At 55.7% G+C, this 24,463-nt stretch carries 26 protein-coding genes; 20 read left to right on the top strand and 6 right to left on the bottom strand.

All coding sequences use genetic code 11. The features are described 5' to 3' along the window. Window positions 1-12: 12 nt before the first annotated feature. Window positions 13-1,371, bottom strand: coding sequence for an NCS1 family transporter (locus QT231_RS06190; protein ID WP_308336047.1), 1,359 nt, complete (start codon window positions 1,369-1,371; stop codon window positions 13-15). A gap of 170 nt (window positions 1,372-1,541) precedes the next feature. Continuing rightward, complete coding sequence (locus QT231_RS06185) at window positions 1,542-2,297, bottom strand: aspartate/glutamate racemase family protein (RefSeq protein WP_308336046.1); 756 nt, start codon at window positions 2,295-2,297, stop codon at window positions 1,542-1,544. Between the two features lie 338 nt (window positions 2,298-2,635). Here QT231_RS06185 and puuE point away from each other — a divergent pair, with 338 nt between their 5' ends. The 13 genes from puuE to QT231_RS06120 all read left to right on the top strand — a co-directional run bounded on the left by puuE (window position 2,636) and on the right by QT231_RS06120 (window position 13,919). Continuing rightward, window positions 2,636-3,574 (top strand): allantoinase PuuE, encoded by a 939-nt coding sequence (gene puuE, locus QT231_RS06180; RefSeq protein WP_308336045.1) that lies wholly within the window; start codon window positions 2,636-2,638, stop codon window positions 3,572-3,574. Window positions 3,575-3,597: 23 nt separating this feature from the next. After that, entirely contained in the window at window positions 3,598-4,473 is an 876-nt protein-coding gene (locus QT231_RS06175) for a MurR/RpiR family transcriptional regulator (protein WP_308336044.1), read from the top strand. A gap of 339 nt (window positions 4,474-4,812) precedes the next feature. Beyond that, window positions 4,813-5,667, top strand: a complete 855-nt coding sequence (locus QT231_RS06170) for a transporter substrate-binding domain-containing protein (protein WP_308336043.1) — start codon at window positions 4,813-4,815, stop codon at window positions 5,665-5,667. Window positions 5,668-5,675: 8 nt separating this feature from the next. Then, window positions 5,676-6,353 carry an amino acid ABC transporter permease gene (locus QT231_RS06165; RefSeq protein ID WP_215092179.1) on the top strand — a complete coding sequence of 226 codons (678 nt, stop codon included), beginning with the start codon at window positions 5,676-5,678 and terminating at the stop codon, window positions 6,351-6,353. Then, window positions 6,350-7,006 carry an amino acid ABC transporter permease gene (locus QT231_RS06160; RefSeq protein WP_308336042.1) on the top strand — a complete coding sequence of 219 codons (657 nt, stop codon included), beginning with the start codon at window positions 6,350-6,352 and terminating at the stop codon, window positions 7,004-7,006. The genes QT231_RS06165 and QT231_RS06160 overlap by 4 nt, the downstream gene beginning before the upstream one ends. Next, window positions 6,987-7,715: an amino acid ABC transporter ATP-binding protein gene (locus tag QT231_RS06155; protein ID WP_308336041.1), complete on the top strand. Its 729-nt coding sequence runs from the start codon at window positions 6,987-6,989 to the stop codon at window positions 7,713-7,715. The genes QT231_RS06160 and QT231_RS06155 overlap by 20 nt, the downstream gene beginning before the upstream one ends. Window positions 7,716-7,833: 118 nt before the next feature. Beyond that, a complete protein-coding gene (locus QT231_RS06150) occupies window positions 7,834-8,679 on the top strand; it encodes a bifunctional allantoicase/(S)-ureidoglycine aminohydrolase (protein WP_308336040.1) in 846 nt (281 codons plus the stop codon). A gap of 9 nt (window positions 8,680-8,688) precedes the next feature. Next, the gene (locus tag QT231_RS06145; RefSeq protein WP_308336039.1) at window positions 8,689-9,177 is read left to right on the top strand and encodes an ureidoglycolate lyase; all 489 of its coding nucleotides are present in this window, start codon (window positions 8,689-8,691) and stop codon (window positions 9,175-9,177) included. Between the two features lie 104 nt (window positions 9,178-9,281). After that, window positions 9,282-10,757, top strand: coding sequence for a pyruvate kinase (pyk, locus tag QT231_RS06140; RefSeq protein ID WP_308336038.1), 1,476 nt, complete (start codon window positions 9,282-9,284; stop codon window positions 10,755-10,757). Then, a complete protein-coding gene (modA, locus tag QT231_RS06135; RefSeq protein WP_308336037.1) occupies window positions 10,744-11,529 on the top strand; it encodes a molybdate ABC transporter substrate-binding protein in 786 nt (261 codons plus the stop codon). The genes pyk and modA overlap by 14 nt, the downstream gene beginning before the upstream one ends. Window positions 11,530-11,561: 32 nt before the next feature. Then, window positions 11,562-12,230: a molybdate ABC transporter permease subunit gene (modB, locus tag QT231_RS06130; RefSeq protein WP_308336036.1), complete on the top strand. Its 669-nt coding sequence runs from the start codon at window positions 11,562-11,564 to the stop codon at window positions 12,228-12,230. After that, window positions 12,223-13,383, top strand: coding sequence for an ABC transporter ATP-binding protein (locus tag QT231_RS06125; RefSeq protein ID WP_308336035.1), 1,161 nt, complete (start codon window positions 12,223-12,225; stop codon window positions 13,381-13,383). Before modB ends, QT231_RS06125 begins: the two co-directional genes overlap by 8 nt. Window positions 13,384-13,385: 2 nt before the next feature. Next, window positions 13,386-13,919: a DUF192 domain-containing protein gene (locus QT231_RS06120; RefSeq protein WP_308336034.1), complete on the top strand. Its 534-nt coding sequence runs from the start codon at window positions 13,386-13,388 to the stop codon at window positions 13,917-13,919. Here QT231_RS06120 and QT231_RS06115 read toward each other — a convergent pair. Further along, the gene (locus tag QT231_RS06115) at window positions 13,916-14,770 is read right to left on the bottom strand and encodes an EamA family transporter (RefSeq protein ID WP_308336033.1); all 855 of its coding nucleotides are present in this window, start codon (window positions 14,768-14,770) and stop codon (window positions 13,916-13,918) included. The two genes, QT231_RS06120 and QT231_RS06115, sit on opposite strands and share 4 nt — an antisense overlap. 326 nt (window positions 14,771-15,096) lie before the next feature. On the opposite strand from QT231_RS06115, the gene QT231_RS06110 reads away from it, so the two are divergent. From QT231_RS06110 to QT231_RS06080, 7 genes are all read left to right on the top strand, one after another. Continuing rightward, window positions 15,097-15,981, top strand: coding sequence for a sugar phosphate isomerase/epimerase (locus QT231_RS06110; protein WP_308336032.1), 885 nt, complete (start codon window positions 15,097-15,099; stop codon window positions 15,979-15,981). A gap of 47 nt (window positions 15,982-16,028) precedes the next feature. Further along, window positions 16,029-16,928, top strand: a complete 900-nt coding sequence (locus QT231_RS06105; RefSeq protein ID WP_308336031.1) for a TIM barrel protein — start codon at window positions 16,029-16,031, stop codon at window positions 16,926-16,928. A gap of 49 nt (window positions 16,929-16,977) precedes the next feature. Then, window positions 16,978-18,666: a GMC family oxidoreductase gene (locus tag QT231_RS06100; protein ID WP_308336030.1), complete on the top strand. Its 1,689-nt coding sequence runs from the start codon at window positions 16,978-16,980 to the stop codon at window positions 18,664-18,666. Continuing rightward, window positions 18,663-19,319 (top strand): gluconate 2-dehydrogenase subunit 3 family protein, encoded by a 657-nt coding sequence (locus tag QT231_RS06095; RefSeq protein WP_308336029.1) that lies wholly within the window; start codon window positions 18,663-18,665, stop codon window positions 19,317-19,319. The genes QT231_RS06100 and QT231_RS06095 overlap by 4 nt, the downstream gene beginning before the upstream one ends. A 17-nt stretch (window positions 19,320-19,336) precedes the next feature. Further along, window positions 19,337-20,140 carry a DUF1080 domain-containing protein gene (locus QT231_RS06090; protein ID WP_308336028.1) on the top strand — a complete coding sequence of 268 codons (804 nt, stop codon included), beginning with the start codon at window positions 19,337-19,339 and terminating at the stop codon, window positions 20,138-20,140. A 145-nt stretch (window positions 20,141-20,285) separates the two neighbouring features. After that, on the top strand, window positions 20,286-20,558 hold the full coding sequence (locus QT231_RS06085) for a ribbon-helix-helix protein, CopG family (RefSeq protein WP_308336027.1): 273 nt from the start codon (window positions 20,286-20,288) through the stop codon (window positions 20,556-20,558). Then, complete coding sequence (locus tag QT231_RS06080) at window positions 20,555-20,830, top strand: type II toxin-antitoxin system RelE/ParE family toxin (protein ID WP_215092148.1); 276 nt, start codon at window positions 20,555-20,557, stop codon at window positions 20,828-20,830. Before QT231_RS06085 ends, QT231_RS06080 begins: the two co-directional genes overlap by 4 nt. A gap of 62 nt (window positions 20,831-20,892) precedes the next feature. On the opposite strand, the gene QT231_RS06075 is transcribed toward QT231_RS06080, so the two are convergent. The 3 genes from QT231_RS06075 to QT231_RS06065 form a co-directional block, all read right to left on the bottom strand. Further along, window positions 20,893-22,119, bottom strand: coding sequence for a nucleoside permease (locus QT231_RS06075; protein WP_308336026.1), 1,227 nt, complete (start codon window positions 22,117-22,119; stop codon window positions 20,893-20,895). 76 nt (window positions 22,120-22,195) lie between these two features. Next, the gene (locus QT231_RS06070) at window positions 22,196-23,272 is read right to left on the bottom strand and encodes a sugar phosphate isomerase/epimerase family protein (protein WP_308336025.1); all 1,077 of its coding nucleotides are present in this window, start codon (window positions 23,270-23,272) and stop codon (window positions 22,196-22,198) included. A gap of 2 nt (window positions 23,273-23,274) precedes the next feature. Continuing rightward, on the bottom strand, window positions 23,275-24,453 hold the full coding sequence (locus QT231_RS06065) for a Gfo/Idh/MocA family oxidoreductase (protein WP_308336024.1): 1,179 nt from the start codon (window positions 24,451-24,453) through the stop codon (window positions 23,275-23,277). Window positions 24,454-24,463 lie beyond the last annotated feature (10 nt).

Below are 24,463 nucleotides of genomic sequence, written 5' to 3'. Positions count from 1 at the left end.
TTGGCAAGTGGGTTACTGGCTAAAGCGCTGGCACGGTGCCCAGTACTTCATTAGCAGGTAGTAGCTAACGCCTGCGGGTATCAGGCTGGCGTACCAGGAGATCGCCGAGAAAGAGAGCGCGGCCACAATCCCTATCGCGGTGGCGATAAACGCGGCCAGGTTAACGCCTTGGTAAGGGCCATTGACGTCATACAGTTTGTCGATATCCAGCGTGCGGCGGCGAATGACGTAATAGTCCACTACCAGAATGGCGAAGATCGGGCCTAAAAAGGCGGAATAGGTCTGCACAAATAGCTGCAAACCTGCCGCAGAGCCTGGTTGAACCAGCTTCCAGGGAAAGGTGGCGAAAGCCAGTAAACCCACGATCACCGTGGCGACCGAGAACTTGATCTTAAAGACATCCATCAACACATAGGTGGGCGGCACCACGTTGTTGAGTACGTTGGTGGTGACCTGGGCAAAAGCGATAAACAGCAGAGTGGTCATCAACAGCGGGGTGTTATCCACCGCGTTGGCAAACACCTGGATAGGATCGGCGGTGCCAGTGGCCTGGGAGACCATATAGCCGATCAAACCCATAAACAGCGTGCAGGGCAGAATCGACATGGCGTAGATAGTGGTCAGCAGGCTTTGAGCGGTGCCCTTTTTATGCTCGCGGGAGTAGTCGCTAACGTTGAGCATCATGGTGCTGTAGATGCCCAGAAACAGCATCGTTGCGCCCCAGAAGGGCATGCCCCAGGAGCCTTCCATGGTTAGTAGGCTGGCAGAAAGCTCATCGCCATAGCGCTGCACCGTGGCGTAGAACATATACATCAACGAGACGAGGATAAAGGCGCTGCCGATATTCTCTAACCACTTGATGCCCTGAAAGCCCATTACCGATAGGCCGATTTGCAGAAACTGGAAGGTAATAAAGTAGAAGATAAGGTTGTCGAAGCCGAACAGGGTGGCCGACACCATGTTGAGTGCCCCCGCCCCAATCCAGCTTTGAAAGCCGTACCACACCACCGCAGGCACCGCGCGAACCAAGCCGGGTAGCCGCGTGCCGGTAAAGCCAAAGGCGCTGCGAGCCTGCACCATAAATGGAATGCCGTATTTGTAGCCTGCGGCCCCGTTAATGGCCAAGGCAATGCCGATTACAAAGCAGCCGATGGCAATGGCCAATGTGGCTTGTAACAGGTTCAGGGTGCCGACCACGCTTGAGCCCATGGCGAAGGTGCCAATGGAAACGCAGCCGCCGAACCAGGCCAGAAAGTAGGAGCCGCGCCCCATAATCCGGGTGTGTTGAGGGGCTAGGCTCTCTGCCCCTAGTGCTTTCGATCCGACATCGGATCGGTCTTCTGACGCAAGAGCGGAGGTTGAAGCGCTCATGGTGTCGTCCTCGCAAGATTATCGGTTTTATTAATCCCCGATTTAACATCGGGAAACGCTTGCGGCGTGGCGTGCTACTGGACGTTCGTGTTTCTTAATATATTGTTATTAAATGTTTTTTCGAGTCATGCTTTTTTGGACATGCTTTTTAGAGACACTGTTTTTAGGCTTTATGACTTAAGCGGTAGCGCAAGATCAGAAAGCCCGGAAAACTTACCGATAAAGGTTTTTGGCCGGGGGTAGTCAAGATCACCGTGCTTGCTGGTATGCAGCCCTAAACTGACCAATGATTCCGCCAGTTTGAGCGCCGCGGTGACACCTTCTATGACTGGCAGGCCGACATCGCGGCTAATCTCCTGGGTCAAATTCGCCATGCCGCCGCAGCCTAAAACGATGGCGCCGATACCGTCCTCATCCCGGGCGCGGCAGCACTCTTCAACAATGCGGGTAAACGCCGCTTCAGGGTGGTGCTCGAGATCCAGCACCGGAATTTCCGCAGCGCGAATGCGGCGGCAGTGGTGGCTAAAGCCGTACTGCTGAAGCAAGTGTTCGGCGATAATGCCGGTGCGACCCAAGGTGGTCACAATAGAAAAGCGGGTGCTTATCAGGGTGGCAAGATGAAAGGCCGCTTCGGCAATGCCAATCACCGGTGCGCGGGTGAGTTCGCGGGCAGCAAGCAGGCCTGGATCACCGAAACAGGCCACTATATAAGCATCAATGCCGCCCTCGCGTTCGCCTTTAAGCACCTCTTCGGCAACCCCCACCGCGCTGATCGCTTCGTCAAAATGGCTTTCAATGGAAACCGGGCCCGCGTCAGGCTGTGAGGCGCTAACGGTTGTTCCCGCGGCCGCCTGCTGCTGCGCTGCCTGACCCATCGCAGCGGTCATGGAAGCCGTGGTGTTCGGGTTAATAAGGCGTATATGCACGTTAAGAAATCCGTATGTAAACAATATAAATTTTCTTGTATACAAAAATAGGGCGGTTTCTAACCTTGCGCAAGCCTCTGGGCGTGAATAGACGATAAAAATGTCGCTATAAAAGTTTGACCAATCGTTCAGGATTCAACGACTTAACGGCATTTAAACTAAAAAACGCTATGAGTGTCAGGGGATTAGCGTCTGGCCGCGTTGCGGTTCGTTATTAATCTCGCTATTTTGTATACAAATGATTTTATGTATCGCTGGGCTGCTTATTCGCCAGTGACGAGCCGGAAATAGGCATACGGGAATAGGCATACTGGAAATAGACGTAAAGGGAGCTAGCTATGTCGTCATCCTCTAAGGGCCACTACCCACGCGACTTAATCGGTTACGGGCGCAACCCGCCCCACGCCAATTGGCCAGGCAAGGCCAAAATTGCCGTTCAGTTCGTACTCAACTACGAGGAGGGCGGCGAGAACTGCGTGCTGCATGGCGACTCGGGCTCCGAGCAGTTTCTATCGGAAATTATTGGCGCACCGGCTTATCCCGACCGCCACTTGAGCATGGAGTCGATCTACGAATACGGCTCCCGCGCGGGGGTATGGCGCATTCTGCGCGAATTCGAGAAGCGCGATTTGCCGCTCACGGTGTTTGGCGTGGCCATGGCGCTGGAACGCAACCCGGATGTTGCCATGGCGTTTAAAGAGCTCGGCCACGAGATCGCCTGCCACGGCTACCGCTGGATTCACTATCAGGAAGTCTCCGAGCATGTTGAGCGGCAGCACCTTCAGCAGGCCATGGAGATTTTTCAGCGGCTCTACGGCGAAAAACCTCAAGGCTGGTATACCGGCCGCGACAGCCCCAATACCCGGCGTTTAGTGCTGGATGAGGGCGGCTTTCTTTACGATAGCGATTATTATGGCGACGACTTGCCTTTCTGGACGCAGGTAACGGATAGTCAGGGCAGTGAGCATAATCATTTGATTGTGCCTTATACATTAGACAGCAATGATATGCGCTTTGCCGCGCCGCAAGGTTTTAACACGGCGGATCACTTCTTTACCTATCTGCGCGATGCCTTTGATGTACTTTACGCAGAAGGGGAGGAGGCGCCCAAAATGCTCTCGGTGGGCATGCACTGTCGTCTTTTGGGGCGCCCAGGGCGTTTTCGCGCCCTGCAGCGCTTTTTGGATTATATCGAAACCCACGACCGGGTGTGGGTGGCCCGGCGGGTTGATATCGCCCGCCACTGGGCGGAGCACCACCCGCCATCAACCCGCTAAATTAAGCAGCTCAATAGGATGTTATGACGCCGCATATCGGACAGCGTATTACCGCCCAGTTTGACGCGCTAAGTGCCCAGGAACAGCGGGTGGCGAGCTTTATCCTCGATCACTTTGATGATCTGGCGGTGTACAGCGCCGCCGATCTAGCGCGTTTGACCGGGGTCTCCAAATCGACAGTCAGCCGTCTGTTCAAGCGGCTGGGGTTTGAGAGCTACCGCACGGTTAAAGACCACGCCCGCCAACTGCGCAACCTGGGGGTGCCGTTGGTGATCGATGCCAACGCCATGCAGGATGAGGCGGGCGCGCCGTTTCAGCGCCATTTACAGCGCGAGCAGGAGAACCTGCAGCGCTGCTTAAACGGTATTGCCGCAGATCAGTTTGCCGCCTTGGTAGAGCGCCTGGATAGCGCGCGTCATGTGGTCGTGATTGGGTTTCGTAACAGCTACCCGTTAGCGCTGCATTTTCGCCAGCAGTTGATTCAGGCGCGCACCCAGGTGCGGGTGGTTCCCCACCCAAACCAGTCGTTAGCCGAAGAGATTGTCGATCTAACCGAGCAGGATGTGGTGGTGCTGTTTGGCTTTCGCCGCCGCCCAGCGGCGTTTTCTGCGTTGATAACTGCCCTTGAGCGAACGCCTGCCAAGGTGGCGTTGATCGCCGACCCCACCGCGGTAAATTTTGCCTCTCAAGTCACCTGGTTATTGGAAGCGCCGCTGGAAAGCCTTTCGGCGTTTGATAGCTACGCCGCTGCTAATAGCCTGATCTGCCTGCTCGCCAACGGCGTACTGCATCGGCGCCTTGCAGAAGGCCGCGAGCGGATCAGCGCGATTAGCGATATTTATGCCGAGCTTAGTGAGCTGGAAGCGCCGACCATGAGCGTTGATTGGAATGCGCAGTAGGCTTTGCCGCCTAATATGGTGCATTTCTTCGTCCTGATGGGTTAAAGCTGCACCAATACGCTGCACTTATTTTTATTCAAACTCTTCTCCCGATGCGGTTTCAACTGCGTTGCGGCTACGTGTGCCCGCTAAGCGGCTGTTATAAAAAAACTTAGTGACTTCTGGTATCGCAATTGCTCTTGGTGATCAGGTGAAACGAAAGTTTCTTTGTTAGATTTTATGCAACAAAACTTTCATTCGCTTTGCTTCCATTGCCAAGACCACCACTGATAATTAGCCAGCCAATTGTTTCTAGCAAAACCAAGAGTTTGCAGAACATGCGTCTGCCAGGAGAGCTTTATGAAATCGTTATCGCACCGCTTCAGTCACTCCCTTACCCGCCGCTTCAAGTGTCTGCAGTCCAGCGTTTTAGCCACGGGGCTGAGTGCCGCCGTCGCACTGGGGGCATTCGCCACCAGCCCCAGCGTTCATGCGGATGCCCTTGCGGATATCGAATCCCGCGGCACCATTCGGATTGCCGTGCCGCAGGATTTTCCGCCCTTTGGCTCGGTAGGTACCGACCTGCAGCCGCGTGGCTACGATATTGATATGGCCCAATACCTTGCTGACGAAATGGGCGTTAAGTTAGAACTGATCCCGGTTACCAGTGCCAACCGGATTCCCTATTTACAGACCGGCCAAGCGGATTTGGTGATCTCCAGCCTGGGTAAGAACCCGGAACGCGAAGCGGCGATTGACTTTTCAGATGCCTACGCGCCGTTCTTCTTAGGGGTGTTCAGCGCTGATCAAGATGAAAGCGTGGATAGCCCGGAAGGCTTAGCCGATAAAACCATCGGTGTTACTCGCGGTGCGGTAGAAGACATGGAGCTTTCTGAGATTGCCCCAGACTCCACCACCGTTCAGCGCTTTGAAGATAACGCCACTACCATCTCCGCGTTTCTGTCTGGCCAGGTCGATTATGTGGCCACCGGTAACGTTGTCGCCGCCGAGATCGCCGAGCGTAATAGCAGCCGTGCCCCCTCCTTGGTGTATCAGCTTAAAGATTCACCTTGCTACGTGGGCATGAATAAAAATGAGCCTGCCTTGATGGAAGAGGTGAATCGCCTGATCGCCCAGGGACTAGAAGATGGCACCTTGAATGAGATGTCCCAGCGTTGGTTTAGCGCCGACCTACCTGAAAACTTCGGTAGCTGAGGTTCATTATGGGGCCAACACTCGATTTTCTTACCCTGTTGCCCTATGTCAGCGAACTCCTGAAAGGTCTTACCACCACGGTCATTTTGACCGTGGTGACCACCTTAACGGGATTGGCGCTGGCAGTGGCGGTAGCGTATTTACGTGTGAACGCGCAGCCATGGGTGCGTTGGGGGCTGGGCGGTTACGTTGAAGTAATCCGTAATACGCCCTTTATTGTGCAGCTGTTCTTTATCTTCTTTGGCCTGCCGGGGCTGGGTATCAAAATTGATGCCATTACTGCCGCGTTTATTGCCATGACGCTCAACCTGGCCGCTTACAGCGCCGAGATTCTACGCGCCGGAATCAGCGCTACGGCGAAAGGGCAGTTGGAAGCCGGGCGCGCGCTGGGTATGACCACACTGCAAAGTTATCGCCACGTGGTGTTAGTGCCCGCTTTTGCGCGGGTTTACCCCGCACTGATCAGCCAGTCGATCATTGTGATGCTGGGGTCGGCGGTGGTGTCGCAGATTTCGGTATTTGATCTGACCTACGCGGCTAACTTTATCCAGTCGCGCAACTTCCGCAGCTTTGAAGTCTACCTGCTGATCACGCTGGTCTATTTGCTACTCGCCTTTGGTATGCGGCGCAGCTTTATGCTGGTGGGCAAGCGCGTATTCGCCTATCAGCAAGGAGAACAACGATGATTGAGTTCACCTTCTGGGATATTTTGCGCAACCTGCTACTGGCAGCTCGCTGGACGGTGGTGCTGTCGCTGATTGCCTTTGTGGGCGGGGCGACGGTGGGGCTGCTGTTGACCTTTATGCGCCTTTCAAGCTCCCGCTGGCTGCAGCGCTTAACGGCACTCTATGTGGATCTTTTCCAGGGTACGCCGCTGCTGATGCAGCTGTTTCTGATCTTCTTTGGCGCCGCCGCCATGGGGCATCCGATTTCAGCCTGGCTGGCCGCCTCCATTGCGCTCACTCTGTTTACCAGCGCCTTTCTGTGTGACATCTGGCGTGGCTGCTTGGAAGCGGTGGCTAAAGGGCAGTGGCACGCAGCGCGAGTGCTGGGGATGAACTATTTCCAGACTATGCGCCATGTGATTTTGCCCCAGGCGCTGCGGCTGTCGATACCGCCCACGGTGGGTTTTTCGGTACAGGTCATTAAAGGCACGGCGCTTGCCTCCATCATTGGCTTTGTCGAGCTGACCAAAGCGGGCACCATGCTTAATAACGCCACCTTTGAACCTTTCACCATCTTTGCCCTTGTGGCCCTGCTTTACTTCGCGCTGTGCTTCCCCCTTTCCTGCTACGCGCGCTATCTGGAGAAAAAGCTCTATGACGCTGGTTTACGTTGATAACGTACATAAAGCCTTTGGCGATCTGGAAGTGCTTAAAGGCATTAACCTTTCGGTCACACAGGGCGAAGTCGTAGCGATTATTGGTCGCAGCGGTTCGGGTAAAAGTACCCTACTGCGCTGCCTGAATCAGCTGGAAAAACACGACAGCGGCCAGATCACCATCGCCGATAAGCAGCTGGATGCGGCGTCAATGTCGCCCAAAGAGTTGAGCGAAAACGTGGGTATGGTGTTTCAAAGCTTTAACCTGTTTCCGCATAAGACCGTGGGTGAAAACGTCTGCTTAGCGCCACGGGTGGTGCGCGGTGAGGCGAAAGCTGAGGTTGAGAAAATCGCTCGGGAAGTGCTTGAGAAAGTCGGCCTCTCGGACAAATACGATGCCTACCCGGCCCAGCTCTCCGGCGGCCAGCAGCAGCGCGTGGCGATCGCCAGGGCGCTGGCGATGCAGCCCAAAGTGATGCTTTGCGATGAGGTGACTTCAGCGCTCGACCCCGAGCTGGTCGGGGAAGTGCTGCGGGTGCTGGAAGCCTTGGCAAAAGAGGGTATGACGCTGATTCTGGTCACCCACGAGATGAGCTTCGCCCGCGATGTTGCTGACCGCGTGGTGTTTATGCACCAGGGGCGCATCCATGAAGAGGGCGCCCCCAGCGAACTGTTTAGCAATCCGCAAACGCCAGAGCTGAAGCAGTTTATTTCTGCAGTGCTTTAGCGAACACTGAAGCCTTTTTAGACAAAGCCTGAGGAATATCGTATACAAGGATGGATACATAAACCTGTCACGATAGACAGCAGTCAACACGCCATGCTCAATCAGAAAGGGAGAAACAATGCCAACAAATAGTCGCTCGGCTAGTTACTACGCCCCCACCGGCGGGCACCCGCCGCAAACACAAATTACTGCCGACCGTGCGGTATTTACCGAAGCCTATGCGCTGATCCCTAAAGGCGTCATGCGCGATATCGTCACCAGCAATCTGCCGTTTTGGGAAGGCACCCGGCTATGGGTGTTGGCGCGTCCGCTGTCGGGGTTTGCCGAGACGTTCTCCCAGTACATTATGGAGGTACAGCCCCAGGGCGGCAGCGATAGGCCTGAGCCAGATTCCCAGGCCGAAGGCGTGCTGTTTATTGTTGAGGGGGAGTTAACGCTTACTTTGTCAGGCGAGCGCCACACTTTGCTGCCCGGCGGCTATGCGTTTATTCCCCCCGGCAGTGATTGGCAGGTGCGTAACGAATCTAATGTGCCGGTACGTTTCCACTGGGTGCGCAAGGCGTATGAGTTTGTCGAAGGGCTAGACGTGCCGCAGGCGTTTGTTACCAACGAACAGGATATTGCGCCTATTGAAATGCCGGGCACCGAAGGGCGCTGGGCCACCACGCGCTTTGTCGACCCTGCGGATGTTCGCCACGATATGCACGTCAATATCGTCACCTTTCAGCCGGGCGGCGTGATCCCTTTTGATGAAACCCATGTCATGGAGCATGGCCTTTACGTGCTTGAGGGCAAAGCGGTTTACCACCTGAATCAAAATTGGGTAGAAGTGGAAGCTGGGGATTTTATGTGGCTACGCGCCTTCTGCCCTCAAGCCTGCTACGCCGCTGGCCCTGGGCCGTTTCGGTACTTGTTGTATAAAGACGTTAATCGCCATGCGTCTCTTAAACTATCGTCTCGCTAAGGAACTGCAATGCTTGAACTAAAAGCCGGGCCGCTGTCGGCAGAGGCGTTTGCCCCTTTTGGCGATGTAATTGATGCGCGTAACTCTGAATCGTTTCCTATCAACGCCGGGCGCACCCAGCGCCATCATGATCTGGCGAAAGTAGAAACACTGGGCGAAAACGCCCGCACGCTGATTAATATCTTCGTAAGCCAGCCGGTCACGTTGCCACTGAAACTAACGTTTCTAGAGCGCCATCCTTATGGCAGCCAGGCGTTTATGCCGCTGCACCAGGAGCGCTTTATTGTGGTGGTGGCACCGCCGGGGGAGCATATAAATCCTGACGAGGTGCGTGCCTTTGTCACCGACGGCCGCCAAGGGGTGAACTACCGCGCAGGCACCTGGCACGCGATTCAATCGGTGCTGGAGCGCGAAGGCGAGTTTTTGGTGGTGGATCGAGGCGGCGATGGCAATAACTGTGATGAGTTTCCCCTGACGATTACCGTTACATTAGCGTAATCCAACCCTATACGTTGCACCGCTGTCATATAGAGCGCATTAAACTGATAAGCTAGGGTTACTAAGTAAAGTCACTACACGTTAATTCGCATGGTTGGAATATTATGAACGCACTGCACTTCTCTTCGATCCGTCGTACCAAAATTGTCGCCACCCTTGGGCCTGCCAGCGACCGGGAAGGCGTATTGGAAGCCATGCTCAAGGCGGGTGTCGATGTGGTGCGTCTTAATTTCTCCCATGGCATCGCCGATGATCACCGCCGCCGGTTAACCGAAGTACGTGAAATCGCCGCCAAGCTGGGCCGCAGCGTCGCGGTTTTGGGTGATCTGCAGGGCCCCAAGATTCGTATTGCACGGTTTAGAGATGGCGCCGTGGTACTCAAAGAGGGCCAGCCGTTTATTCTCGACATGGCGCTGGATGGCGATGCGGGCGATATTCACCAAGTGGGCTGTGATTATAAAACGCTGTCCCAAGATGTCACCGCGGGAGACCGCCTACTATTAGACGATGGACGTTTGGTGCTTGACGTGACCCGCGTTGAAGGTCAGCAGGTGCACACCACAGTGGTGGTGGGCGGCAAACTCTCTAATCATAAAGGCATCAATAAGCAGGGCGGCGGGCTCTCTGCGCCGGCATTGACCGAGAAAGACAAAGAAGATCTCAAAACCGCCGTTGAAATCGGCGTCGACTATCTCGCCATTTCTTTCCCCCGCCATGCCGAAGATATGCTCGAAGCGCGTCGCTTGTTGGGCGAGGAAGGTAAAGAGATCGGCCTGGTCGCCAAGGTGGAGCGCGCCGAGGCAGTGGCCGATGACGCCACGCTGGACGGCATTATCGAAGCCTCTGAGGCGGTGATGGTCGCGCGGGGGGATCTAGGCGTCGAAATCGGTGATGCCAAGCTGGTTGGCGTGCAAAAGCGCATGATCAAGCGCGCTCGTTCGCTTAATCGCGCGGTGATTACCGCAACGCAGATGATGGAGAGCATGATTTCGGCGCCGCTGCCCACCCGCGCTGAAGTGTTTGACGTGGCCAACGCGGTGCTGGATGGCAGTGATGCGGTCATGCTCTCAGCGGAAACCGCGGCGGGGGATTACCCGCTGGAAACCGTAGAAGCCATGTCGCGTGTTTGCCTGGGCGCTGAGCGTGAAAAGACCGCCCAGGAGTCTGGCCACCGCATTCATGAGGGTTTTACCCGCCCGGACGAAACCATTGCGCTCTCCGCCATGTACGCGGCCAACCATATGACTGGCATTACCGCGATTGCCTGTATGACCTCATCGGGTTATACGCCGCTGATTGCTTCGCGCATTCGTTCAGGTCTGCCGATTGTTGGCTTGGCGCATAACCCTATCGCCCAGCGGCGTATGGCGCTTTACCGGGGTGTTGTCTCGCTACCGTTTGATACCTCCGAAATGAGCGCCACCGAGCTAAACGACCGTGCCTTGGAGCTGCTAGTGAAGACCGGCATCTCCAAACCAGGCGACCATGTGATCCTTACTCGCGGCGACCATATGAATGCCCATGGCGGCACCAATACCATGAAGGTAATGGAGATTACTGACGAGCATGCTAAAAGCTAAATTAGCGCATGGGTTGCTGTTAGCCTGCTTGCTTTTGATAGGCGCCCCCGCTCAAGCGGGGGCGCCTATCGTGGCGGCGGCCTCTGATCTGCAGTTTGCGCTGACCGAAGCCGCTGAGCAGTTTCAGCAGCAAACCGGCTACGCCCTGCGGCTCAACTTTGGTTCGTCGGGCAACTTTCGCCGCCAAATTGCCCAGGGCGCGCCCTTTGAGCTCTATCTCTCTGCTGATGAGCGCTACGTTCAAGCGCTTTATGAAGGGGGCTATACCCAGGATGAGGGCGTGATTTACGCCATCGGCCGGTTAGTGTGGCTGCAGCGTAGTGGGAACGATAACTTGCCCAGCGAAGATGTGCCGCTGGCGGCGGTGCAAAGTGCGCTGGAGGCTCATGCCAACGGTGCCACTCAACGCATCGCCCTAGCCAATCCTGACCACGCGCCCTATGGCGTGGCGGCGCAACAGGTGCTTGAGCACGCCGGGCTTTGGGAGCAAACCCAGCCGCTGCGGATATTGGGTGAAAACGTCTCCCAGGCGGCGCAGTTTGCCCTCTCTGACGATGCGCGTGGGGGCTTAGTGGCTTATTCTTTGGCTCTTGCCCCCGCTTTAAGTGAGCGAAGTGAGTACGTACTCATCCCTGAGGATTGGCATAGCCCGCTGCGCCAACGCATGGTATTGACCAATCAGGCTGGAGATATTGCCACGGCCTTCTATCAGTGGTTGCAAGAGGACGAGGGACAATCCATTTTGCGTACCTATGGTTTTAACTCCGAATAATGGTTTTAGCATCGAATAATGGATGACTCCTAATGGATTGGTCGGCGCTCTCGGTCTCTTTACGCCTAGCGGCGTTCACCTGTCTTATCCTTCTGCCCGTCGCCATTTGGCTAGGTCGCTCTCTGGCTTATGCGCGTTTTCGTGGCAAAGGGTTATGCGAAGCGCTCATAGCATTACCGCTAGTATTGCCGCCTACCGTGCTAGGTTTTTATCTACTGCTTAGCTTTGGCCGCGACGCGCCAGTGGGCTCGTTTTGGGCAGCAATGACAGGTAGCGGGCTGAACTTCACCTTTACAGGCATATTATTGGCCTCGTTAATCGCCAATTTGCCGTTTGCCATTCAGCCCATTCAGCGCGCCTTTGAGCATGTTCCTCACAATCTACGCGAGGCGGCCTGGTGCAGCGGGCTAAGCCCATGGCAAACGTTGCTGCGCATTGAGCTGCCGCTGGTATGGCCAGGGATCATGTCAGCGGCAGCGCTCACTTTTGCCCATACGTTGGGGGAATTCGGGGTGATTTTAATGGTCGGTGGCGCCATTGATGGTGAAACCCGTACCCTCGCCATTGCGATTTATGATCGCGTCCAAGCCTTCGACGAACAGGGGGCTGCACAAATGTCGGCGCTGCTCCTGTTGGTGTCCTTTATTACCTTGGGGCTCGTCTATGGGCTGGCTGGGCGTAGGCGGTGGGTACGTGGCTGATTCGCGCATGGCTGGATCAGTTGCAGAACCGCTTCCAGGGCTAAGGGTGGCGGTCAATCAAACGGGGCCGATTCCACTGGCCGCCGAGTTTGTTTGCCAACCTGGCGAACTGCTGGCGCTGGTAGGGCCATCTGGCAGCGGAAAAACCACGCTGTTGCGTACCATTGCCGGGCTATATCGCCCCCAGATTGGGCGGGTGGAGTGCGCTGGAGACGTTTGGTTTGACGCCGAAGGTAAGCATTCACTCTCGCCCCAACGTAGACAGGTCGGTATAGTGTTTCAGGACTATGCGCTGTTTCCGCACCTAACCGCTTCGCAAAATATTCAGCTCCCCCTGCGCCACTTGCCCCAACCTCAGCGCCGTGAACAGGCCGAGCAGTGGCTAGCCAAGGTGCGCTTGGACGGGCTGGGTGAACGCTATCCGAATGCACTTTCCGGTGGCCAGCGCCAGCGGGTAGCGCTGGCGCGCGCCTTGGCCCGCGATCCCAAAGTGCTGCTGCTTGATGAGCCTTTTTCGGCGGTGGATCAAGTTACCCGGCGGCGGTTACAGCGCGAGTTAGCGCTGCTACGCGAGCAGATCGACATCCCCATTGTACTGGTGACTCACGATCTGGAAGAGGCCGCCGCGCTGGCCGACCAAATCTGCGTACTACATAACGGCACAAGCCTTCAGCAGGCCGCTCCTGAAGCGCTGTTTAGACGCCCCGCATCGCCGCTGATAGCTCGCTTATTAGACAGGCATAATCTGTTTGAAGGCCTCGTCGTTGACGTAGAAGGACAGCGGCGGCTGAAGTGGGGGGAGACTTACTTAGAAGTGGCCGAGCGACTTGCCTACCTGTCACCAGGTGAAACGGTGGCCTGGTATTTGCCCCCGTCAGATATTGTGCTTCACCGCCGTGACCGTCCTTCCCAGGGTGAACGGGAAAACCCGGCCACGGCCACGGTCAGTGAGTTGGTGGTATTGGGCGGCATTACGTCAGTTTCATTGCGCGTCGATCATGGCGATATGTTACGTTTCGATATCGCCACCCATGCCGCACGGCGCAACCAGTTAACCCGGGGCGCAGTGGTGAACGTTTCGCTATTGGCCGAAGGCATTCACCTTTTGCCAGGCCACCGATTAAGCGCAGATGCGCATGACAAAAGGAAGTAAGCATGGATCCCAAGCGTCGCACGCTGCTTAAGGCGTCTTTACTGTTACCACTGACGGCGCTGCTGCCGATGTCGCTACTTGGTTCATTTGCCTGGGGGCAGGCCTCTACTAAAGCGATGCAGACGTTGTCGCTGGCGATTCACGGCGCCGACGGCCCGCACCGTTTAGATGTCGAAGTGGCAGAGACGATGTCTCAGCGTCAGCGCGGCTTGATGGGGCGCGAGAGCTTGCCTGAAGAGCGCGGTATGCTGTTTCGCTTTGAGAGCGAGCAGTCCGCTAACAATGCCTTTTGGATGTATCGCACGCTGATTCCCCTGGATATTGCTTTTATCGATAGCGATGGGCGGATCGTGGCAATTAATACCATGCAGCCTTGCGAATCCTCGTCGCCGAGTGACTGTCCCTCTTACCCGGCGGGTGCAGCTTACCACTCAGCGCTAGAGGTTAATGGCGGTTACTTTGCCGAGCGCGGTATCAAAGTAGGGGACTGTGTTTCCATTCCTGACGAAGCTGGCTTTTGCCAACCCGCAGACTAAGCCGGGCGACGGCGAAATCTGATTACAATCAGGGCAATACCCGCGACCACTAAGCCGCCCCCTGCTAGCTTATGCACGCCTAGGCTGTCGCCCATTAACAGCGCGCCTAGGCCGACCGCCAACACCGGGACGAGTAGCGTCATGGGTACCACGCGATTAACCGGGTGGCGGCGCAACAGCGCGTACCAAATCCCGTAGGCGACAATCGACGACATCACGGCGGTGTAAATCATCGCCCCCCAGCCTAACCAGCTTGCTTCTCGCATCGCCTGCCACTGCCCGCTCTCAAACAGCCATGAGCCTAGCGCTACCTGGGGCACCGCGAACAGTGCCACCCAGCCCGCCAGCGCCATCGGCGCAATGGGCGGGCCGCGCTTGATTAACAGTTGCGACACCGCCCAGCCCATGGCGCTGCACAACAGGATCGCCAGTGGCAACGGAGAGGGCAGCGTTGGCCCACCGGCCAGCACGACCACACCGGCAAAAGAGAGCAGTAGCCCGACAATGCGTTTGGGGCCTAGCTTCTCTTTTAGAAAGATCACGGCCAACAGCGTGGCAAAGGGCGTTCCCATCTGCACTAACAGTGCCCCCGTACCAGCCTCTGCGTGCTCCAGGCCAATAAACAGCAGAGCAAAGTGCAGGCTGCCAAACGTCACTGAGAGCAGCAGCAAAAAGGGCAGCTGTACCCGCGCCACTGGGTAGAAAGGCACCAGCAGCGCCGCCACTAACATAAAGCGCAGCGTGGTCATCAATAGTGGCGGTAGCTCTGCCACGCCGACCTTGATCACAATGATATTCAGCGCCCAAATGGCGATCACAAACAGGCCGAGCAGGAAATCGCGTAGTGGCACTTTGTTGTCCGTTGGTAGAGGGAAACGATAGCCATTGTACCAGTTTGGCTGATGGCAAAAATAATAGTGAAATGAGTTGCTGTTAAGCGCCGCTACTGTTTGATACCAAAGTATGAGGTTTTTCTTTAATAGTCCATATGTTGTTTATAACCAATTGGTTGTGAATTGATTTATGTGTGTATTAGTTCCTTTTTGACATCTTTAAAACGGTAAAAAAGGCTGCTGACTTGCACATTTAATAGAGATGTTCTAAAAAAATGTAACCGATTACATTTTTGCATCGGCGCTTTCACAACCTATAACAATTCAACAACAACGAGGTGGATATGGATACCCCGCGACGCTTAAAACGCATGAGTTCACATGCTCTATTGGCTGCCAGTGCTGTGGCGCTGTCAGCGCTAAGTGCACCTGGCTTTGCCCAAGCGCAAGGCAATTCAGCCGAGTTACCCATCGCCGTTCAAATGTACACGCTGCGTGATTTTGGCAGTTTGGAGGAGCAGCTAGCCGCCGTGAACAGGACGGGCATTTCGGCGATTGAAACCGTGGGCACCCAGCAGGTGACGGCCGAAGAACTCAATGCGCTGTTAGAAGAGCACGCCCTCGAAGTGATCTCAAGTCATGTGCAGTTAGACGACCTGCGCAATCGTTTAGATGAAACGGTGGCCTTTAATCAGGCGGTGGGCAACGACACCTTAACGATGCCTTATTTAGCCGAGGACGCACGCCCTAGTGATGCAGAAGGCTGGCAGGCGTTGGGTGAAGAGTTAGGTGAGATTGCCGCTGAACTAAATGCCGAAGGTTTCCGGTTGGCGTATCACAACCATGATTTCGAGATGGAAGTGTATGACGGTAAAACCGCCTTGGAGCATCTGTTTGATGCGGCCGGATCTGACCTGTTGGCGGAATTAGATATCGCCTGGGTAGCGCGGGGCGGGTTTGACCCGGTCGAGTACGTAACGCGTTTTGATGGGCAACTGTTTGCCGTACATGCCAAGGATAACGCGCCAGAAGGTACCGCTGAAGATGAGGGTGGGTTCGCCACGCTCGGCAAAGGTGTGCTGGATTGGGACGCGATACTACCTGCTATCGAAGCCACTGATGTGGAGTGGTACATCATTGAACACGATATGCCGCTAGACGCTGAAGCGGTGATTACCGAAGGAAATAGTTTCTTAGCAGAGAAATTGGCAGCGCTTCGAGAAAAGTAAGGCACGCATAGGCCATCTCATTTAGATGACAAACGCGAGGATGCTTTATGAAGCGCTACCTTATTGACCGGCGCAGCCTGCTGCGCCACTCCGTTACAGGCGTTATCGGCCTGGCTGCACTACCGCATCTTGGGTCTCAAGCCCGGGCTGACGACACGCCAGATCAGTGGGCTTTAAAGGGCAATATCCAGCATTCAGTCGCCCGCTGGACATTCGATTTTCTTTCTCTGGAAGCGCTGTGCCAACTATCAACTGAGTTGGGTATTAAGGCGATTGATCTGGTGGGCCCCGAGGAGTGGCCTGTGCTTCAGCGCTATGGGCTCGACTCTTCCATGTGCAATGGCGCCGAGCTGAGTCTTGAAGATGGCTGGGGCGATACCCGCTTTCATGCGGAGCTAATTGATCGCTATCGCAACCATATCGATCTAGTCAGCCAAGCGGGCTACACCAATTTAATCTGCTTTAGCGGTAATGCCCGGGGCATGAACCCCGAGCAAGGTTTGGACAATGCCGAAACAGGCTTAAAACAGGTGATCGCCCATGCGGAGTCAAAGGGCGTGGTGCTGCAAATGGAGCTGTTCAACAGCAAAATCGACCACCCCGATTACCTGTGCGACAACTCTGCCTGGGGCATTGAGCTTTGCCGCCGCCTCGATTCACCCAACTTCAAGCTGCTCTACGACATCTATCACATGCAGATTAGTGAAGGTGATGTCATTCGCACTATCCGCGAAAACCACCCGTTTTTCGGCCATTACCATACGGCCGGCGTACCTGGGCGGCATGAAATAGATGGCACCCAAGAGCTCAACTATCCCGCGATCTGTCGCGCCATTCGGGATACCGGATTCAAGGGCTATATCGCCCAGGAATTTCTCCCTGACCGGACTAGCCAACAGGCAAAAATAGAATCACTGCAGGCGGCTATTCAGCTCTGCGACGTGTGATTCGACGCCAATATCAAATCCCAATAACAACACAGTAAGGAAGATGACCATGCCAGATAATCACTACGATGCCATCGTGGTTGGCTCAGGCATTAGCGGCGGTTGGGCTGCTAAAGAGCTAACCGAGAAGGGGCTAAAGGTTTTACTGCTTGAGCGAGGGCGCAATATTGAGCACGTGAAGGATTACCACAATGCCCATAAAGAGGCGTGGGATTATCCTCACCGCAATGAGCCGACCCAAGAGATGATCGCCAAGCACCCGGTGCTCAGACGCGACTACCCCCTTAACGAAGCCACCATGGGCATGTGGGCGGACGAACAGGCCAATCCCTACGTTGAAGAGAAGCGCTTCGACTGGTTCCGTGGCTACCACGTAGGCGGGCGCTCACTGCTGTGGGGGCGGCAAAGCTATCGGCTAAGCCCAATGGATTTTGAGGCCAACCAGCGTGAAGGCATTGCCATTGATTGGCCGATTCGCTACGAAGATATTGCCCCGTGGTACGACTATGTGGAGCGCTTTGCCGGTATCGCGGGCACCCAGGAGGGGCTGGATATCCTTCCCGATGGCGAGTTTCTGCCGCCGATACCGCTTAACTGTGTGGAAAAAGATGCCGCCAAGCGTATTGAAGAGGTCTTTGGCGGCCAGCGTCATCTTATCCATAGCCGGGTGGCCAATATTACCCAGCCAAAACCGGAACAGAATAGAGTTAATTGCCAATACCGCAATAAGTGCTGGTTGGGCTGCCCCTATGGCGCCTATTTCAGCACCCAGTCCGCCACGTTGCCTGCGGCGGTAGCCACCGGTAATCTAACCTTGCGGCCCTTCTCGATTGTCAGCCAGGTGGTGTATGACAAAGACCGCCAGCGGGCGCGAGGCGTTGAGGTGATTGATGCCGAAACCCATGAAACCCACGAGTACACCGCCGATGTGGTGTTTCTGAACGCCTCGACCTTCAATACCACCTGGATTTTGATGAACTCTGCCACCGATGTTTGGGAAGGTGGCTTGGGCAGTAGCAGCGGTGAACTGGGCCACAACGTGATGGATCATCACTTCCGCTGCGGTGCCAGCGGTGATGTGGAAGGTTATCTGGATAAATATTACTTTGGACGTCGCCCCGCAGGTTTTTACATCCCGCGTTTTCGCAACGTAGGCGATGAGCAGCGGAGCTACGTGCGTGGTTTTGGTTACCAAGGCGCGGCGAGCCGCCAGGGCTGGGATCGCGAAATTGCCGAGCTCAATATCGGCGTGGATTTAAAGCAAGCACTCACCCAGCCAGGCGGTTGGGCAATCGGCATGACAGGCTTCGGCGAAATGCTGCCCGACCACGATAACCGTATTTCTCTGGATCACAGCGTTCGCGATAAGTGGGGGCTGCCGGTGCTGTCGATCAACGTCGAACTTAAGCAAAACGAGCGCGATATGCGTCGGGACATGGTTCAGGATGCGGTCGACTTACTAGAGGCCGCTGGCGTGAAAAACGTCAAAGGCGAAGTAGGCGATTACGCACCGGGTATGGGCATTCATGAAATGGGCACTGCACGGATGGGCCGTGACCCGAAAACATCCGTGCTCAATAGCCACAATCAGCTGTGGGATGCCCCCAATGTCTTCGTCACCGATGGCGCCTGCATGACGTCATCCTCTTGCGTGAATCCATCTTTAACCTACATGGCACTTACCGCACGGGCGGTCGACTATGCTGTGGAAGAGCTTAAGCGGGGGAATCTGGCATGAATCGTCGCGAGCTACTCAAAATGATCGTGCTGACGACCGGTACAGCGATGATTGGAGGCAAGTCCCTGTTTGCCTTTAGCGATACTGGCCGGTCCGGTCACTCCTTTAGCAGTCAGGATGTAGAGCGCCTAGACGAACTGGCCGAAACCATTCTGCCCAAAACGGATACTCCCGGCGCTAAGGGCGCAGGCGTTGGGGAGTTTATGGCCGTGTTTGTTAGCGACTGCTACACGCCCTCTGAAAGAGAAGTGTTTTATTTTGGTTTAGCGCAGCTTGAGGCGCGTAGCCGCGCGTCCTATCAGCGTGATTTTATGGCGTTAAGCAATCAGCAGCGCTTAGAACTGGTAACGGAATTAGACCGGGAAGCGATGGCGCACACTGAGCAACAAGCCCGCAAACAGCCAACCCCCGCTGAAGCACTGACGATAGAAACCCAGACCGCTCAAAATCAAACCGCAGAAACCCTTGCATCCCAGGAGCATGCGGAGAGCGAGGAAGCGCTTCCACACTACTTCACCATGATGAAGCAACTAACGCTATTCGGCTTTTTCACTTCTGAAGTCGGCGCGACAGAAGTCTTGCGCTACGAAGCGGTGCCGGGAAGCTACGACGGCTGTGCGCCTTATAACGGCGAGCCCGCCTGGGCAACCTAACGGAGCGGAGAGCATTGATGAATAATCAGCGTACTTACGGTCACAAGCCGCGTTTCTGTGCCCCGACGCTTTGCTTATTGGCCTGCGGCAGTTTGTGGGCCTTCGACAGTGTGGCACAGGAAGGTGCCTCCCAAGAGGCGCTAACACCTGAACAGCAATCTGCCAAAACCGAAGTGTGGGAACCTGTGCCCAATGTTGTTTCAGTGCCTGAGGCGGGCGCTCCCTCGGATGCAATCGTGCTATTCGATGGCACCGATTTAGACGCCTGGGAAGGCGAAGAGGGCGGGCCGGCTGAGTGGCATGTGGAAGATGGCGCAATGACGGTGAACCGTGGCGCGGGAGGCATTCGCACGCGTCAGGATTTCTGCGATGTGCAGCTCTACCTGGAGTGGCGTTCACCAAAGGATCTTGAAGGCATGGATGGTCAATATCGGGGCAATAGCGGCGTCTTCCTTCAGGAGCGCTATGAAGTCCAGGTGCTGGACTCCTACGACAACCCGACTTATCCCAACGGCCAAGCGGCATCCATCTACAAGCAGCATATTCCGCTGGTCAATGCATCGCGCCCGCCCGGTGAGTGGCAGAGCTATAACATCCTCTACACCGCGCCACGCTTTGATGATGTGGGAGCTCTTGAAAGCCCTGCCTACATCACCGTTTTGCATAATGGGGTGGTGGTTCAGCACCATGCTGAAGTGCAAGGCACCACCGAGTGGATCGGCGATCCCAACTACGATGAAGCCCACGGCTGCGCGCCCATTTACCTGCAGGATCACGATGCGGACGTTAGCTTCCGCAATATATGGGTAAGAGAGCTATAGCAAGGCGTTTATAAGCACCCTAAGCGAGCCAGCCCAGTCTTCTGATGCTAGAGATGCTAGATAGTATCAGTGGCTGGGCTTTTTTGTATCGCTCTCATTGACTATGCTGTAATACATTGTAGTCGTCGGAAGTGAGGGTATCGATATGGGTGTCACTACAGTTCGTCTTCAGTCAGACGTTGAACAGCATCTGGAAGCTATCGCGAGCAGGCTCCACCGGAGCAAAGGCTGGGTGATCAATCAGGCGTTATCGGAATACATCGAGAAGCAACAGCTTGAGCAAGAGCGTTGGAAGCAAACGCTGGAGGCGATGGAGTCTGCAGCACAGGGGAAAGTGGTTGATAGCAGCGAGGTTCATCGTTGGCTCAATAGCTGGGGAACCGAAAACGAGCAGGATGCACCGAGGTCGGGTAAGTGAAACTGGTTTACACGGATGAAGCCATTGAAGATTTGAAGCGCCTTAGAGAGTTTATCGCCATCCATAATCCTTCAGCAGCAGGCAGGATAGCTACAGAGCTAGTCGGCAAAATCGACTTACTGCCAGACTTTCCCAACATGGGAACGCCGGTTGAAATGGCACCGGATTCCGTTCATGACATGGTCTTTGGTAAATACGTTATTCGCTATTCAGTGCATACGAGCGTCATCATTATTCTGCGTGTATGGCACGAACTGGAAGGTGAGCGCTAGGCATTAAACCAACGAGATAGCCAAGCGCTGCCAAAGCGCCCGGCTAATTTAGTGTTCTCCCCTTAAAGATCAGGCTTAGCCGTTACGCTTTTATCGTCTTTAAAGGTGAGGAAGAACAGCACCAGCACTGCGATAGCAAATGCCGCTGGGAACATCCAAATACCCTGCCAGTCGTGGGCGCCGTTGGTGGAGAAGTGGTCGGTAATCTGACCCGCGACCCAGAAACCTATCAGCATGCCTACCCCGTACGTGGCCAGTGTGATCATGCCTTGGGCAGAGCTCTTGAATTTCTCCCCCGCGCGGGCATCGGTGTAAATCTGTCCGGTCACGAAGAAGAAGTCGTAGCACACCCCGTGCAGGGCAATGCCGATCAAGAGCATAAACACCATCTCGTCAGCGTTACCGAAAGCAAACAGCGCATAGCGCAGCGCCCAGGCCAACATGCCGATCAACAAGGTTTTCTTGATACCAAAGCGATGAATAAACACCGGTAGCAGCAGCATAAACAGCACTTCCGATACCTGCCCCAAGGTCATTTTGCCGGTTGGGTTGGTAACGCCGATTTCGGCTAGGAAGGGGTTAGCGTTTTGGTAGTAAAACGCCAACGGAATGCAGATCAATATCGAGGCAATAAAGAAAATGGCGTAGTTGCGATCTTTTAACAGCGCGAGCGCATCGAGCCCTAACACTTCTTTTATACCCACCGGGCCGTCTGCTTTAGGCGGTGTCGCGGGCAGGCTAAAGCTGTAAAGGCCAAGGGCTAATGACGCGATGGCGCACATCAGGAAGGTGTTACGCAGCATACCGTCGGCAATACCTTGTGATGAGTCCCAGGCGAATAAGTAGCTGATACCCAGACCGGCGATAATCCAGCCAATGGTTCCCCACACGCGGATTTTAGCGAACTCCTGGCCAGGGTCGCTCATTTGGCGGAAGGAGACCGAGTTCACCAGCGCCAGGGTGGGCATATAGACAATCATGTACATCAGCACCAGCGGGTAAAAGGTGCTGAAGTCGCTGGCCACATAGAGGCCGTACATTAGCGCTGCGCCTGCCAGGTGCAAAACACCCAGGATGCGTTCGGCGTTAAAATAACGGTCAGCGATCAAGCCGATAATAAAGGGAGCGATGATGGCGCCCCAGGATTGGGTAGAGAAGGCCATGCCAATTTGGCCACCGCTGGCGCTAAGGTTATTGGCCAGGAAGGTGCCCAGGGTGACAAACCAGCCGCCCCAGATAAAGAACTGCAAAAACATCATGATACTGAGTCGTGTGCGTATCATAGCCATGAGGTGATCCTTTGTTGTGGTTGTGGTTGTGGTTGAGACGGTGGTCGTAATTGCTGCCTTGATTTAAAACCGTCAATTAACGGTGTGGAGGAAGGCCGAGAATGCGGCGGTTGCGTGAAGGGCTGGCGGCAACACCGGCAAAGTCGTCAAAGGCGCGCCCGGCAGGTTGAATCAGGTGCGCCTTGATAAAAGCCGCGCCTTCTGCGGCGCCTTGGGCGGCGTCCTTAATACAGCACTCCCACTCAAGCACCGCCCAGCCATCGAACCCGTACTGCGTTAAGCGGCTAAAAATCCCGCTGAAATCCACCTGTCCATCGCCTAATGAGCGAAAGCGGCCGGGGCGTTCTACCCAGCCTTGGTAGCCGCCATAAACACCGCTGCGGCCATTGGGGTTAAACTCAGCGTCTTTAACGTGGAACATGCCGATGCGCTCATGGTAGCGGTCGATAAAATCGAGATAATCCAGCTGCTGGAGCAGTAAGTGGCTGGGATCAAAAAGAATTTTCGCCCGTGGATGGTTGTCCACTGCGGCCAGAAAGCGCTCGAAAGAGGCTCCGTCGTGCAGATCTTCGCCGGGGTGGATTTCAAAGCACAGATCAACGCCTGCTTCGTCAAAGGCATCCAGAATGGGCCGCCATCGCCGGGCCAGCTCATTAAACCCTTCTTCGACTAGCCCCTCGGGACGCTGGGGCCAGGGATAAACGAAGGGCCATAGCAGCGCCCCGGAAAACGTCGCATGGGCGGTTAGGCCCAGCCGTTGACTGGCTTTAGCCGCAAGGATTAGCTGTTCGATGGCCCACTCGGTGCGCTCCTGCGGCTTGCCGTGTAATTTGGCGGGCGCGAAATCATCGAATAAGTCATCACAGGCAGGATGCACAGCGACCAACTGGCCCTGCAAGTGGGTGGAGAGTTCGCTGATCACAACGCCAGCCTTTTCACAGCGGGCGTTTAGCTCATCGCAGTAAGCTTGGTTATCTGCGGCTCGGCGTAAGTCGATAAAACGATCATCAGTTGTAGGTAGCTGAATGGCTTGATAACCCTGTTCGGCCGCCCAGCGGGCTATGCCGTCGAGGCTATCGAAAGGCGCTTCGTCGCCGATAAACTGGGCCAGGAAAATGGCCGGCCCACGGATGCCGCTATGGGTGGTTGGCATGGTTAAGCTCCTGGCAGGTCAGTGGCGGGCAGCGGCGTCCATTTCTGTTCGCTTTGGGCGCTGGTGGTGACGGCTTCGATAAACGCCATACCGCGTAGCCCGGAGGCCATGCCAGGAACGCCCTCAACGTCGCCTTGCTTGCCCTGATGAATCGCCTGGGCAAAGTCGCGGTAGAGGTTGCCGAGTGCTTCCAGATAGCCTTCGGGGTGGCCGCCGGGTAGGCGCAGGCGCTGCATCGCGTTGGGAAAAAGTTCGGGCTGGTCGATGCCCGCCCGGAGCGTGCGCATGGGTGCCTGAAACGGGCGGTAGAGCAGGCTGTTGGGTTCCATCTGGTGCCACTCCAGCGCCCCTTTGTCGCCGTAAATGCGTATTTTGAGTGCGTTCTCCTCACCGCTGCAGACCTGGCTGGCTACCAAGGTGCCGCTGGCGCCTTGATCAGTGCGCAGCAGTACATCGCCATCATCGTCCAGTTGGCGGCCTTCGGCGTGACTGGCAAGGGAGGCGCATAGCTCAGTAACACGATGCCCAGAGATAAACTCGGCGAGGCCGAAGGCGTGGGTGCCAATATCGGCCATGCAGCCGCTGATCCCCGCGAGCGTAGGGTCGGTGCGCCAGGCGGCCTGCTTATTGCCCTGCTGTTCTAAACGTTCGCCAAGCCAGCCCTGGGGGTACTCAACATGAATTTTACGGATCCTACCTATTTGACCCTCGCTGACCATTTCCTTTGCTTGCCAGACCATGGGGTAGCCTAAGTAGGTATGCGCCAGACCATAGAGGCAGCCGCTGGCTTGCCAGCTTTCTGCTAAGCGTTGGGCTTCGCGTAACGACACCCCTGCCGGCTTTTCGCAGAAGACGTGAAAGCCTGCCTGCATTGCCGCCTCCGCGATGGGTACGTGAAGGTGATTAGGCGTCGCGATCACCAATAGCTGCATGCGCTCCTCTGCGGGAAACTGCTGCTCACTAGCCAGTAGCTGCTGCCAGTCGGCGTAAATACGCCCGTCGGGTAGGTAGCACGCTTCGCCGGTCAGTTGGTTGTTATCCACCGAGCGGCTAAAGGCCCCACACACTAGCTCGCAGGCGTCATCAAGGCGTGCGGCTAAGCGGTGAACCTGGCCAATAAAGGCCCCTTGCCCGCCGCCGATCATGCCGATGCGGATACGTGACTGCTTGGGTCGCGGCATAGGAAGGCTC

It is taken from the genome of Halomonas sp. SpR1 (assembly GCF_031010175.1).
Lineage (GTDB): Bacteria > Pseudomonadota > Gammaproteobacteria > Pseudomonadales > Halomonadaceae > Vreelandella.
This window is presented reverse-complemented; position numbering and strand designations above follow the sequence as displayed.